Origin of the sequence: Aquibaculum sediminis (assembly GCF_040712085.1) — a bacterium.
Lineage (GTDB): Bacteria > Pseudomonadota > Alphaproteobacteria > Kiloniellales > DSM-21159 > Aquibaculum > Aquibaculum sediminis.
The window spans coordinates 453,588-465,565 of sequence record NZ_JBFCVK010000001.1 but is presented as its reverse complement, the minus strand read 5'-3'; the positions used below and the strand labels follow the sequence as shown (position 1 = coordinate 465,565).

Here is an 11,978-nt window from a genome sequence, read left to right as displayed (position 1 = left end):
GCAGATTCACCCATTCTTTCGCATCGCAAAGCGATTCGAATAGAACGCGACCTGCTTTAGTCCTGACGCTGAAAGCGGCCGAGACCCTGCTCGTTCAGGAACTCGATGGTCATGGCAGCGGCCTTCTCGCCGTCACGTTCGAAGGTGACTTCCGAGATCGAGCCGGCCGGAGCGTTCTCCCCGAAGGGGCGATAGGTGAAGCTGTCCCCGTCCCAGTGGCTCAGGCGATAATTGAGGTGGGCTGGGCCGATGGTCAGCCGCAGCCCCTCGGAGCCGTTGCTGATCACCGCCGTGCCGAAATAGGGGTTGTCGTAGATACCGGCGTAGTGCGCCAGCGGCGCCGGCTCAGCCGCCGCGCTCGGACGTTCCTTCCCGACAAGCTCGCCTATCGGGGCGGTGATCGGCCCGATCAGCGGCTGATAGGCGGCGTACCAGTCGCGGCTGATGCCGCCGTACTGCACCAGCTCTGAGAACTCCATGGCCAATGCCTCGCCCACGCCGGTCGGGTCGGCATTGGTCAGGATCACGATGCCGAGATCCAGGGAGGGCAGGAGGGTGTAGTTGGTGCCTGCGCCCAGGGCGAAGGCGCCGGAGTGACTGAGCGACACGCGGCCTGAAGCCTCGATGCCCACGCCAATGCCGTAGCCGTAGAAGCCCGGACGGGCGTCGGGAGCGAAGGAAGGCGACGAGATCATTTTCGCCGTCATGGGTTCCAGAAGAGCACCAGGCGGGAGGATCTGCTGCTCCTCGAAGCGCCCGTCCTGCAGCAGAAGCGCCATCCAGCGCGCCATGTCGTTCACACTGGCGCTCACCCCGCCGGCGGGAGACTGCGCATCCGGCTGCCGCACGTAGAGGGCTTCGAAGTCATCACCGACGCGCACGTGCCCATGGGCACGATTTTCCCGCGCTGCATAGTCGGCAAAGCGGGAGCTGGTGGAGCTCATGCCCAGGGGCTCGTAGAGCGCGTCCTCGGCCAGGCTCTCCCAGTCCAGGTCGGCAGCGGCTGCCACGGCCTCCGCTGCCGCGGTCAGGCCAAAGTTGGTGTAGGCGTAGGTGTCGCGAAAGGGGCTGAGCGGCAGCAGATGCAGGCGCGAAAGCACCTCTTCACGCGTATAGCCGAGATCCTCCAGGTCGTCTCCGGCATGATCGGGCAGCCCGGAGCGATGCGAGAAGAGGTCGCCGACGGTCACATGTTCGGTAACCCAGGGGTCGGCCAGCTTGAAGTCCGGCAGGAACTCGATAATCGGCGTGTCCCAGCCCACCACACCTTCGGCGACCTGCTGGGCGACGACCGTGGCGGAGATGGATTTCGACAGGGAGGCGAGCTGAAACACCGTGTCGGGATCCACCGTCGCTTCTTCGCCCACCTTGCGAAGGCCGAAGCCGGCGGCATAGACGGTTTGGCCTTCATGCACGACTGCCACCGCTATGCCGGGAATGCCGGAACGTTCCATCAGCGCCTCCGCCCGTTCGTCGAGCTGCTCAATGGCAGCTTCGATCTGGCCGGCGGGCACGGGCACTGCCGTGGTCTGCGGCGGCGGCAGGTCGCCATCTGGCACGTCGGCAAAAGCGACGGCTGGGGCAATCAGGAGCAGTGCAGCGGCAGAAACGGGATGAAACAGGGACGGGAAGGGCATGGGCGGTACTCGCTTCCTGGCGGTTTTACCCATTTCACGTCACTTTTGCGCTGGCGGCAAGCTTCGGTGTGAGCCGAAGGGTGTTAAAAGTGCACCCAGCCACGACCTTCGAGGGTCAAAGGCTGGCCTCTGCGGTCGTGAACCGTCACTCCCGTGCCGGTAATGAAGCGGCCAATCCTGGTCAGCGGCAGCCCCAATTGCTCGCTGATTTCGTCAAGCCGGGCTTGCTGATCCGGCGGGACAGCGAAGGCGAGTTCGTAGTCGTCGCCGCCGGTGAGCACCTGGGTGAAAAGCTCCGGATCCTCTGCCAGGGCAGACTGGGCGGCGTCGGAGAGGGGCACCGCGGGCGCTTCGATGATGACCTGCAGCCCGGACTCCTCGGCCAGATGCCCGGCATCAGCCAGCAGGCCGTCGGACACGTCGAGGCAGGCATTGGCCAGGCCGATCAGCGCCGGACCCAGCGTGCAGCGCGGCTCCGGCAGGCGATAGGCCTGTTCGAGCAGTTTCTGCTCGCTCAGGGAGAGGTGACGCAGCCCGCCACGCAGCGCCAGCAACCCCAGCGCGCCGTCGCCGATGCGCCCGGAGACATAGAGCCCATCGCCGGCCTTGGCGCCGGAGCGGGTGAGGGCGCCGCCGCGGGGCAGGCTGCCGAAGGCCGTGATCGAGAGCGTAAGCGGGCCCGGGGTCTTGACCGTGTCCCCGCCCAGCAGATGCAGGCCGAATGTCTCCTGATCCGCCGCCAGCCCCTGGGTGAAGCGCTCGATCCAGGCATCGTCGATGCGCGAGGACCAGGCGGTGGAGAGCAGGTAGCCCAGCGGACGCGCGCCCATGGCGGCCAGGTCCGAGAGATTGACCCGCAAGGCCTTGCGGGCCAGCAGATCCGGGGGATCCTCGGGCAGGAAATGCACGCCCTCGACCAGGGTGTCGAGGGTGACCACCAGTTCCTCGCCCGGCGGCGGGCTGAGGACCGCGGCGTCGTTGCCCAGGCCGAAAGCGCCGGGAGCACCGGCGGCGAGCGGCGCGAAGTACCGGGCGATCTGGTCGAACTCGCCGCGCACCACGGAAGCGGCCTAGTCCGCCTGGAAATCGTCGGGGCGGAGCTCGCGGGCCAGTCGGTTCAGCATGCCATTGGCCATGCCCGCCTCGCGCTCATCGAAGAAATCGTGCGCCAGGCCGACGTACTCCGAGACGACGACCTTGGCGTGGACCTGGGGGCGGTAGGCCAGTTCCCAGGCCGCGGCGCGCAGGATGTGGCGCAGCATGCTGTCGAGGCGCTCGACCGACCAGCCCTCGGCGATCACCGCCATGAGCATGTCGTCGAGGTCCTCGCGCACCGCATGCGCGCCCCGGAAGACCTCGATGAAGAGCTGCTGGTCGATGTCGCCCAGGGTGAAGCCGTCGAAATCCTCGCTCAGCCGATGCTGCAGGAATTCCAGCGCCACGGTGTCGGGGGCCACCTGACCGATATCGGCCTGATAGAGCGCCTGCACCGCCGCAAGCCGTGCGGCGCGCCGGCGGCGCATGACCTTGTCCTGGCGGCTCGGGCCGGGGGGTGAAGTGGTCAAGGCGCTCACGCCTCCTCGTGCAGACCGAAATGACGACGCAGTTCGATCATGCGCAGACAGGCCTGAGCGGCATCGCGGCCCTTGTTCTTGCGCTTGCGATCGGCACGGGCCCAGGCCTGATCGGCATTCTCCACCGTCAGGATGCCATAGCCGATGGCTGCCAGATCGCCCGTGGCCAGTTCCTGCAGCCCGCGGGCGCTTTCGCCGCAGACATAGTCGTAATGGCTGGTCTCGCCGCGAATGACGCAGCCCAGGGCGACGAACCCGTCGAAGGGCGGGCGCTGGCCAACGTCGGCGGCGGCGATGGCCATGGAAATGGCCGCCGGAATCTCGAAGGCGCCGGGCACCTGGAGGCGTTCGACGCTTGCCCCGGCTTCCTGCAGGGCCGCTTCGGCACCGGCAAAGAGTTCGTCGGCAATCTCGTCGTAGAAGCGCGCTTCCACCACCAGGATGCGCGGCTTGGATGGGGTGCTCATGGGCTGTTCCTCAATCGTTGGATCGCAAGGGGCGCTGGCCGACGACGGTCAGGCCGTAACCCTCCAGGCCGACGATGGTGTGGCGGGTGTTGTGCAGCAGAATCATCTGGCGCACGCCGAGATCGAGCAGGATCTGTGCGCCCTCGCCATAGTCGCGCAGGGCCACTTCCGGGGCATCGCGGCCCGCAGCCCGCGCCGCAAGGTGGTCAGAAATCGAGGCGGGTGAGGGGTCGCGGATCAGCACGACCACGCCCTGTCCCTCGCTGGCGATCTCGTCCATGGCCGCTTGCAACTCGCCGCCACGACCCAGCGCATCGTCCGCCAGCACGTCGTCGAGCACTGAAAGGGCATGCACGCGTACGAGCACCGGCTTGTCGGCATCGATCGTGCCCTTCCACAGCGCCACATGCTCGGCTCCGCTGGCCATGTTGCGGTAGACCGCCAGTTCGAAACGGCCGCCGTGGCGGCTGTCAAAAGGCTGCTGCAGCGTGCGCTCGACAATCTTGTCGTAGCGACGGCGATAGGCGATGAGGTCGGCGATGGTGGCGATCTTTAGGCCGTGGCGCTGAGCGAAGCCGATGAGGTCGTCGCGCCGGGCCATGGAGCCGTCGTCGTTCATGATCTCGCAGATCACGCCCGCCGGATAGAGGCCGGCCAGGCGCGCCAGGTCCACGGCGGCTTCCGTGTGCCCGATGCGTTCCAGCACGCCGCCGTCGCGGGCCATCAACGGGAAGACGTGGCCCGGGGTCACGATGTCCTCCGATCCCCTGTCCGGATCGATGGCCACGGCCACGGTGCGGGCACGATCTGAGGCGGATATGCCGGTGGTCACGCCCTCGCGGGCCTCGATCGAGACCGTGAAGGCCGTTTCGTGGCGCGTCTCGTTCTTGCGCGACATCATGGGCAGGCCAAGCTGTTCGATCCGCTGGCGGGTCATGGCCAGGCAGATCAGGCCGCGGCCGTACTTGGCCATGAAGTTGATCGCCTCGGGGCCGGCCATCTGGGCGGGGATGACCAGATCGCCCTCGTTCTCCCGGTCCTCGTCGTCGACCAGGATGAACATGCGACCATTGCGCGCCTCCTCGATCACCTCCTCGATGGGGGAGACCAATTCGCTGAAAGACAGGCGCCAGGCTTCGTCCGTTTGGGGCATGATAGGGGCTTTACTCGGGCTTGGGGAGCAGGCGCGCAACGTAGCGCGCCAGCATGTCGATTTCCAGGTTGACCCGGTCATCGGGCCGGTAGGCGCCGAATGTCGTGACCTCGGCCGTGTGCGGAATGATGTTCACGCCGAAAGCGTCGGCTTCGACCTCGTTCACCGTGAGCGACACGCCGTCCAGCGCGATGGAGCCCTTGGGCGCCAGGAAGCGCAGGAGTGCGGGGTCGGCGCGGAAGCGGTAGCGGTGGGATTCACCCTCGCGGCGGATGTCCAGCACCTCGGCCAGACCGTCCACATGGCCGTAGACCAGATGACCGCCCAGTTCGTCGCCGAGGCGCAGGGAGCGCTCCAGGTTGATGCGCTGGCCAGCTTGCCAGGTATCAAGTGTCGTCTTCGACAGGGTTTCGGCCGAGACATCAAAGGCAAGGCGCTGCGGCCCGCGCTCGACCACGGTGAGGCACACGCCGTTGCAGGCCACCGAGGCGCCCAACGGCACCTCGGCTGTGTCCCAGGCAGTCTGCAGCAACAGGCGCAGGTCGCTGCCGGCCTTGGCGTCGGCGACGAGGACCTCGCCCAGATCGGTGATGATTCCAGTGAACATGGGGCTTCCTTACTCCTTCCGGACCCAGCTTTCCAGCAGGTCCCCGTCCAGGCGTTCGACGCCCTCCAACTCGAACTGCGGCGCCTTGGCCAAGGCAGCCAGATCGAGTGCTTCGACCGCTTCGCGACCGTCGCCGCCGATGACCTTGCCGGCGCGAAACCAGACCAGGCGATCCACCAGCCCTGCCTTGAGGAAGGCGGCCGCAGCACCGGCACCGCCCTCGACCATGAGCCGGGTGACTTCCCGGCGCACCAGCTCTGCAAGCACGGCCTGTGGCGTCGGGCGCCCGTCGGGTCCGCAATCTGCCAGGGCCGCCACCTCCACGCCGCGGGCATGGTAGCTGCTCCGGCGCGCCTCCGTATGGCCGGGACGGGTCAGGATCAGCGTGTTGTGCTCCCAGCCACGGGCGATGAGGTCGTGGCTCCCCGGCAGGCGCAGGCCGGCGTCCAGCACCACGCGCAGCGGCTTGCGCGCGGCCAGTCCGGGCAGGCGCACGTCCAGGCGCGGGTTGTCGGCGAGCGCGGTACCGGAGCCCACCAGCACCGCGTCGTGCGCGGCGCGCAGCAGGTGCGCGCGCTGGCGCGCGGCCGGCCCGGTGATCCAGCGGCTTTCTCCCGAGGCCAGGGCGATCCGGCCGTCAAGACTGGTTGCGAGCTTGAGCGTCACCAGCGGGCGGGCAGCAGTCCGGTTCAAGAAGAAGCCTTGATTGATCCCCTCCGCCTCGCGCTGCAGCAGGCCTGCCTCTACGCTGATCCCGGCATCGCGCAGGCGGCGCAGGCCGCTGCCTTGCACCCGGCGGTCGGGGTCGATGCAGGCGACAACGCAGCGGCGGATGCCGGCAGCGATCAAGGCGTCGCTGCACGGCGGTGTGGCGCCATGGTGGGCACAGGGCTCCAGGGTGACATAGGCCGTTGCCCCGGCGGCTGCAGCACCGGCACGGCGCAGTGCTTCGGTCTCTGCGTGCGGGCGGCCGCCGGGCTGGGTCCAGCCACGGCCGACCACGCGCCCCTCACGCACGAGCACGCAGCCCACGGCCGGATTGGGGGCCGTGGTCCCCAGGCCCCGGCGTGCCAGCGCCAGGGCGGCGCGCATGTGAAGCTGGTCGCTGCTGCTCATCTCTGCCCGATCATGGCGGCCGGTATCCGGTGGCCCGCTTGCCGGCAATGGCGGAGGACTGCGGGGTGTCCTCAGCCTTCCTCGGGCTCGCCGCCGAGCTGCCCCACGAACTCGCCGAAGTCGCTGGCTTCGCGGAAATTGCGATAGACCGACGCAAAGCGGATATAGGCGACGGGGTCGAGGGTCGAAAGGGCGTCCATGACCATCTCCCCGATCACCTTGCTCTGAATCTCGGCCTCGCCGGTGCTTTCCAGGCGGCGAACGATGCCGTTGACGATGCGCTCCAGCCGTTCCTGATCCACGGCCCGCTTCTGCAGGGCGATCTGCATGGAACGCATGAGCTTGTCGCGCTCGAAGGGTTGGCGCTTGCCGTCGGACTTGATCACCGTGAGCTCGCGCAGCTGCACGCGCTCGAAGGTGGTGAAGCGGGCCCCACAGTCGGGGCAGTGGCGCCGCCGACGGATGGCGGAGGCGTCCTCGGTCGGCCGGGAGTCCTTCACCTGGGTGTCTTCGTGACCGCAGAACGGACAGCGCATTTCTTTTCCCCCTGCTCAGCCCTCGAACGCGACGCTCGCCCTCAGACCGTCAGGTCCGGGTAGATCGGGAAGCGCTGGCACAGCTGCTGCACTCTTCCGCGGACGCGATTTTCGGCCAGCGCATTGTCCTCGCCGGCGCTCGCAAGCCCGTCCAGGACCTCGGTGATCATCCGGCCGATCTCGCGGAACTCTTCCACGCCGAAGCCACGGGTGGTGCCGGCCGGCGTGCCGAGACGGACGCCCGAGGTCACGGTCGGCTTCTCGGGATCGAAGGGCACGCCATTCTTGTTGCAGGTGATGCCGGCGCGATCGAGGCTCTTCTCGGTGACGTTGCCGGTCAGCCCCTTGGGACGCAGGTCCACCAGAACGACGTGGGTGTCGGTGCCGCCGGTGACGATGTCGACGCCGCCTTCCTTCAGGGTTTCTGCCAGGGCCTTGGCGTTGTCCACCACATGGCGGGCATAGTCCTTGAAGTCGGGCCGCAGCGCTTCTCCCAGCGCGACCGCCTTGCCGGCGATGGCGTGCATCAGCGGCCCGCCCTGCAGGCCGGGGAAGGTGGCGCTGTTGATCTTCTTGCCGATGTCGGCGTCGTTGCTCAGCACCATGCCGCCGCGCGCGCCGCGCAGCGTCTTGTGGGTGGTGGTGGTCACGATATGGGCGTGGGGCAGGGGACTGGGATGGGCACCACCGGCCACGAGGCCGGCGAAGTGGGCCATGTCCACCATGAAGAGCGCACCCACTTCATCGGCGATGGCGCGGAAGCGGGCGAAATCGATGATGCGCGGATAGGCCGAGCCGCCGGCGATGATCATTTTCGGCTTGTGCTCGCGGGCCAGGCGCTCGACCTCCTCGAAGTCGATCTGCCCGGTCTCGGGGCTCACGCCGTACTGCACGGCATTGAACCACTTGCCCGAGAGGTTGGGGGCGGCGCCGTGGGTCAGATGTCCGCCGGCCGAGAGCGCCAGGCCCATGAAGGTGTCGCCGGGCTTCAGCAGCGCCAGCATGACGCTCTGGTTCGCCTGCGCGCCCGAGTGCGGCTGGACGTTCACGTAGCTGCAGCCGAAGAGCTCCTTGGCGCGCTCGATGGCCAGTTCCTCGGCGATGTCGACGGCTTCGCAGCCGCCATAATAGCGCCGGCCGGGGTATCCCTCGGCATACTTGTTGGTCAGCACCGAGCCCTGCGCCTCCAGCACGGCGCGCGAGACGATGTTCTCGCTGGCGATCAGCTCGATCTGCTGCTGCTGGCGGCGCAGCTCGGCGGCGACGGCATCGGCCAGCGCAGGGTCTGCGTCACGGAGACCAGCGGTGAAAAAACCGGCGTGAGGGATATCAGCAGTCATCTAATTCTGGTTCCTTGTCGAGGTGGTGCAGCCGTAGGATCAGGCGCAAGCGGGGTCAGGGAGTCTCGCCGAGCTTGGCGACGCGACGTTGATGGCGGCCGCCTTCGAACTCCGTCTCGAGAAAGACCTCAAGGCAATCCTTTGCGACCTGCTCGCCGACCAGCCGGGCGCCGAGAGCCAGGACGTTGGCGTCGTTGTGCAGTCGGCAGAGGCGGGCCGAGGTCACGTCGTGACACACGGCAGCGCGTACCGCCGGGTGTCGGTTCGCAGCGATGGAGATACCGATTCCGCTGCCGCAGACAATGACGCCACGCGCGCTCCGGCCGTCGGCGATGGCCTGGGCCATGGCCTTGCCGTAATCGGGGTAGTCCACCGAGTCGAGGCTGTGGGTGCCGAGATCGAGGACTTCATAGCCCTGGTTACGGAGGCTCTCGGCCAGAACTTCTTTCAGCGCATAGCCAGCGTGATCCGCCGCCAACGCGATCGTCCGATTGGACATGGGTCATCAACCGCTGTGGTGAGAAGTGGCTGGACGCTACCACATGTGCCCCGGGCCTGAAAGGCCGGGACCGGCTCAGTCCTCTCTGGCGCAGCCGGGGCAGCGCCGCCCCGTGACCAGGCGGCGCAAGGGCAGCAAGAGGCGGTAGAGCCCCTCCACCAGCCAGAGCAACGGGGGATGTGCCAGAAGTGAAGCCGGCCGCCGAAAGCCGGGCACTTCTCTCAGCAGAGCCACCACAACGCGCCCGCCGGTAAGCGTCTCCCGATCGGGCGTGCGCGCATGCAGGCGATGCAGCGCCCGGCGATGACTGATGCCGCTGCCCAACAGCGGCCGGGCATCGCGGCCGATGTCTTGCCAGGCCACGCGTCCTGCGGCCGTACGCCTTTCCCAGAAGGCCTTCTGTCGGCGGCAGAGCGCGCAGGTGCCGTCATAGAAGATGGTCAGACGTGGCGGCTCAGTCATAGCCTCGACATGGCGGAGCGTGCCCCCTATAGCGGAGCAGCGGCGGTTGCGAGCCATCTCCGAAGTTATTCAGTAGAGCAGATCGACTCACATCGGGTTCGCGAAGCGACCTGGTTTGAGTCGTGAATCTGCTCTACACCATTGATTCAGAGCGGATTCACGCGTTTGTTCTGAACGCTGCGCGTCACAGATCAAACGCGATCCGCACTATGATGGCACAGTCTTGGCCGGCAAGGAGGGCGTCATGCAAGAGACAAGAATTGCGGTTCTGGGCTGCGGCGGTCGGATGGGTCGGCGCCTCCTGGCGGTCACGCTGCAAAGCGATGGCTGCCGGCTCGTCGGCGGTTCCTTGCGCGCCGAAAGCCCTCTGCTGGGGCAGGACCTGGGGCGGCTGGCCGGGCATGGTGACATCGGCGCCGAGAGCAGTGCCGACACCCGACAGGTTCTGGCCGACTGCGAGGTGGCGATCGACTTCACCACGCCGGAGGCCACGGCCCGGCACGCCGCGCTTGCGGCCGAGACTGGCACGGCCCTGGTGGTCGGAACCACCGGATTGGGCGAGCGCGATCTTGCAGCCCTGCAGCAGGCGGCCGAGCGCATTCCCGTGGTCTACGGCCGCAACATGAGCCTCGGCGTCAATCTCCTTGCGCTGCTTGTGGAGCAGGCTGCCCGGGCCCTGGACGCCAGCTACGACATCGAGATCGTGGAAATGCACCACCGCCACAAGGTCGACGCCCCCTCCGGCACGGCCCTGCTTCTGGGCGAGGCGGCCGCATCGGGCCGCTCGGTGGCGCTCGAGGAGGTGGCGCGGCAGGGGCGCAGCGGCATCACCGGATCGCGACCGGCGGGCGAGATCGGTTTCGCCAGCCTGCGTGGCGGCGATGTGCCCGGCGAACACAGCGTGATTCTCGCCGGTGATGGCGAGCGCATCGAGCTCGGCCACCGTGCGAGCAACCGGGATGTCTTCGCTTTGGGCGCCGTGAAGGCCGCGCGCTGGGTCAAGGGGCGCCCGGCCGGTCTCTACGGCATGCTCGACGTGCTCGGCCTGGGCGCCGCGCAGGCGTGAGCCTCTGGGGCGCAGCCCTGCTGGTGGCTGCCGGCAGCGCCTGTGGCGGCATGGCACGACACGCCGTCTCCAGCCTGGTCGGACGACTGGCGGCTGGTTTTCCCTGGGGCACGCTCGCGGTCAATGTCAGTGGGAGCTTCCTGATCGGCATTCTCGCGGCCTGGGGCGCGCAGGCGCAGTGGTTTGCCGCGCAACCGCACGTCTGGCTCCTGGCCGGTGTGGGCTTCCTCGGCAGCTACACCACCGTCTCCTCCTTCAGCCTGCAGACCCTGGAGTTGTTGCATGCCCGGCGCTTTGCGCATACCGCGGGCAATCTTCTCTTGTCGCTGGGGCTTTGCCTCGCGGCGGTGACGGCGGGAGCCGCGCTGATGGGGGCCTGGTCGTGAGCAGCGCAGAGATAGGCGCCCGCAAGCCTTGGCGGAGCGCTTACCTGGCCGTCGCCCTGGGCAGCGCCCTGGGTGGGCTCGCGCGCTGGGGCCTTTCGCTTGCACCGCTGGCGGAGATAAGCGAGGGGCTGCCCATTGGTACGCTGGCCGTGAACATTCTCGGGTCCGCCCTGATCGGCTTCTATGCCAGCCTCATCGGTCCGCAGGGTTGTCTTGTCGTTGGAGCCTGGCAGCGGCATTTCGTGATGACCGGTGTCTGCGGTGGCTTCACCACCTTTTCTCTCTTCAGCCTCGAAAGCCTGCACTTTCTGCAGGACGGCCAATTGCTGGCAGGTGCCGGCCTGATTACCCTGTCCGTGCTGCTCTGGATGCTTTCGGTGTGGGTTGGCCACCATCTCGGGCGCTTGTGGTGCCGACGCCGTTGCGGCGGGACACAGGCCACTCCATCTTCAGAGCAGCAGTTATAGCGGAGGCCACCATGTTCTTTCGTCAGACCGTCCAGCGCCTGCCCATGGCAAGCGAGGCCCTTCCGGGGCGCGACACCCCTCTTCCCGCGCCGGCGGCCCACCATGTGAACGGCCACACGCTCCTTCCGCCCTATCAAGAGGGCATGGAAATCGTGGACCTCGGGATGGGCTGTTTCTGGGGTGCGGAACGCCTCTTCTGGCGCCTGTCCGGTGTCTGGGTGACGGCGGTGGGCTATCAGGGTGGTCACACGCCTAACCCAACCTACGAAGAGGTCTGCAGCGGCATGACCGGCCACGCCGAGGTGGTGCGCGTGGTCTACGACCCCGCGGTCGTCTCTCTCGATGCCCTGCTCACGGTCTTCTGGGAGAGCCACGACCCGACGCAAGGCATGCGCCAGGGCAACGACCACGGCACCCAGTACCGCAGCGTCATCTTCACGCATAGCGATGCCCAGCTTACGCAAGCCGAAGCCTCGGCGGCGCGCTTTGCCGCAGCGCTGCGCAGTGCCGGTCATGGTCCGGTCACGACGACCATCCGCCCGGCGCCGCCCTTCTACTTCGCCGAGGACCCTCACCAGCAGTATCTCTCGAAGAATCCGGCCGGCTACTGCGGCCTGGCCGGGACGGGAGTGAGCTGTCCGCTGCCCACTGGCGTCGCAGCTTCTTGA

At 67.6% G+C, this 11,978-nt stretch carries 15 protein-coding genes; 4 read left to right on the top strand and 11 right to left on the bottom strand.

What is annotated here, in order from left to right:
* Window positions 1-56 precede the first annotated feature (56 nt).
* The 11 genes from ABZ720_RS02100 to ABZ720_RS02050 all read right to left on the bottom strand — a co-directional run bounded on the left by ABZ720_RS02100 (window position 57) and on the right by ABZ720_RS02050 (window position 9,391).
* A complete protein-coding gene (locus tag ABZ720_RS02100) occupies window positions 57-1,637 on the bottom strand; it encodes a serine hydrolase (protein ID WP_366553306.1) in 1,581 nt (526 codons plus the stop codon).
* Window positions 1,638-1,720: 83 nt separating this feature from the next.
* Complete coding sequence (thiL, locus tag ABZ720_RS02095) at window positions 1,721-2,698, bottom strand: thiamine-phosphate kinase (protein ID WP_366553305.1); 978 nt, start codon at window positions 2,696-2,698, stop codon at window positions 1,721-1,723.
* Window positions 2,699-2,707: 9 nt separating this feature from the next.
* Window positions 2,708-3,202 (bottom strand): transcription antitermination factor NusB, encoded by a 495-nt coding sequence (nusB, locus tag ABZ720_RS02090; protein ID WP_366553303.1) that lies wholly within the window; start codon window positions 3,200-3,202, stop codon window positions 2,708-2,710.
* A 5-nt stretch (window positions 3,203-3,207) separates the two neighbouring features.
* The gene (locus ABZ720_RS02085) at window positions 3,208-3,678 is read right to left on the bottom strand and encodes a 6,7-dimethyl-8-ribityllumazine synthase (RefSeq protein WP_366553301.1); all 471 of its coding nucleotides are present in this window, start codon (window positions 3,676-3,678) and stop codon (window positions 3,208-3,210) included.
* A 10-nt stretch (window positions 3,679-3,688) separates the two neighbouring features.
* The gene (gene ribB / locus ABZ720_RS02080; protein WP_366553299.1) at window positions 3,689-4,831 is read right to left on the bottom strand and encodes a 3,4-dihydroxy-2-butanone-4-phosphate synthase; all 1,143 of its coding nucleotides are present in this window, start codon (window positions 4,829-4,831) and stop codon (window positions 3,689-3,691) included.
* 10 nt (window positions 4,832-4,841) lie between these two features.
* Window positions 4,842-5,438 carry a riboflavin synthase gene (locus ABZ720_RS02075; protein WP_366553297.1) on the bottom strand — a complete coding sequence of 199 codons (597 nt, stop codon included), beginning with the start codon at window positions 5,436-5,438 and terminating at the stop codon, window positions 4,842-4,844.
* 9 nt (window positions 5,439-5,447) lie between these two features.
* On the bottom strand, window positions 5,448-6,554 hold the full coding sequence (gene ribD, locus ABZ720_RS02070; RefSeq protein WP_366553295.1) for a bifunctional diaminohydroxyphosphoribosylaminopyrimidine deaminase/5-amino-6-(5-phosphoribosylamino)uracil reductase RibD: 1,107 nt from the start codon (window positions 6,552-6,554) through the stop codon (window positions 5,448-5,450).
* 71 nt (window positions 6,555-6,625) lie between these two features.
* Window positions 6,626-7,090, bottom strand: a complete 465-nt coding sequence (nrdR, locus tag ABZ720_RS02065) for a transcriptional regulator NrdR (RefSeq protein ID WP_275820422.1) — start codon at window positions 7,088-7,090, stop codon at window positions 6,626-6,628.
* 41 nt (window positions 7,091-7,131) lie between these two features.
* A complete protein-coding gene (glyA, locus tag ABZ720_RS02060) occupies window positions 7,132-8,430 on the bottom strand; it encodes a serine hydroxymethyltransferase (protein ID WP_366553292.1) in 1,299 nt (432 codons plus the stop codon).
* Between the two features lie 55 nt (window positions 8,431-8,485).
* On the bottom strand, window positions 8,486-8,929 hold the full coding sequence (gene rpiB, locus ABZ720_RS02055; protein ID WP_366553290.1) for a ribose 5-phosphate isomerase B: 444 nt from the start codon (window positions 8,927-8,929) through the stop codon (window positions 8,486-8,488).
* A gap of 75 nt (window positions 8,930-9,004) precedes the next feature.
* On the bottom strand, window positions 9,005-9,391 hold the full coding sequence (locus ABZ720_RS02050; protein ID WP_366553288.1) for a thiol-disulfide oxidoreductase DCC family protein: 387 nt from the start codon (window positions 9,389-9,391) through the stop codon (window positions 9,005-9,007).
* A gap of 244 nt (window positions 9,392-9,635) precedes the next feature.
* Here ABZ720_RS02050 and dapB point away from each other — a divergent pair, with 244 nt between their 5' ends.
* Genes dapB through msrA form a run of 4 tightly spaced genes read left to right on the top strand, consistent with a single transcriptional unit; the run spans window position 9,636 to window position 11,978 of the window.
* Window positions 9,636-10,457, top strand: coding sequence for a 4-hydroxy-tetrahydrodipicolinate reductase (gene dapB, locus ABZ720_RS02045; protein WP_366553286.1), 822 nt, complete (start codon window positions 9,636-9,638; stop codon window positions 10,455-10,457).
* Entirely contained in the window at window positions 10,454-10,843 is a 390-nt protein-coding gene (crcB, locus tag ABZ720_RS02040) for a fluoride efflux transporter CrcB (RefSeq protein ID WP_366553284.1), read from the top strand. Before dapB ends, crcB begins: the two co-directional genes overlap by 4 nt.
* Entirely contained in the window at window positions 10,840-11,310 is a 471-nt protein-coding gene (locus tag ABZ720_RS02035; RefSeq protein WP_366553282.1) for a CrcB family protein, read from the top strand. Before crcB ends, ABZ720_RS02035 begins: the two co-directional genes overlap by 4 nt.
* An 11-nt stretch (window positions 11,311-11,321) precedes the next feature.
* A complete protein-coding gene (gene msrA / locus ABZ720_RS02030) occupies window positions 11,322-11,978 on the top strand; it encodes a peptide-methionine (S)-S-oxide reductase MsrA (protein WP_366553280.1) in 657 nt (218 codons plus the stop codon).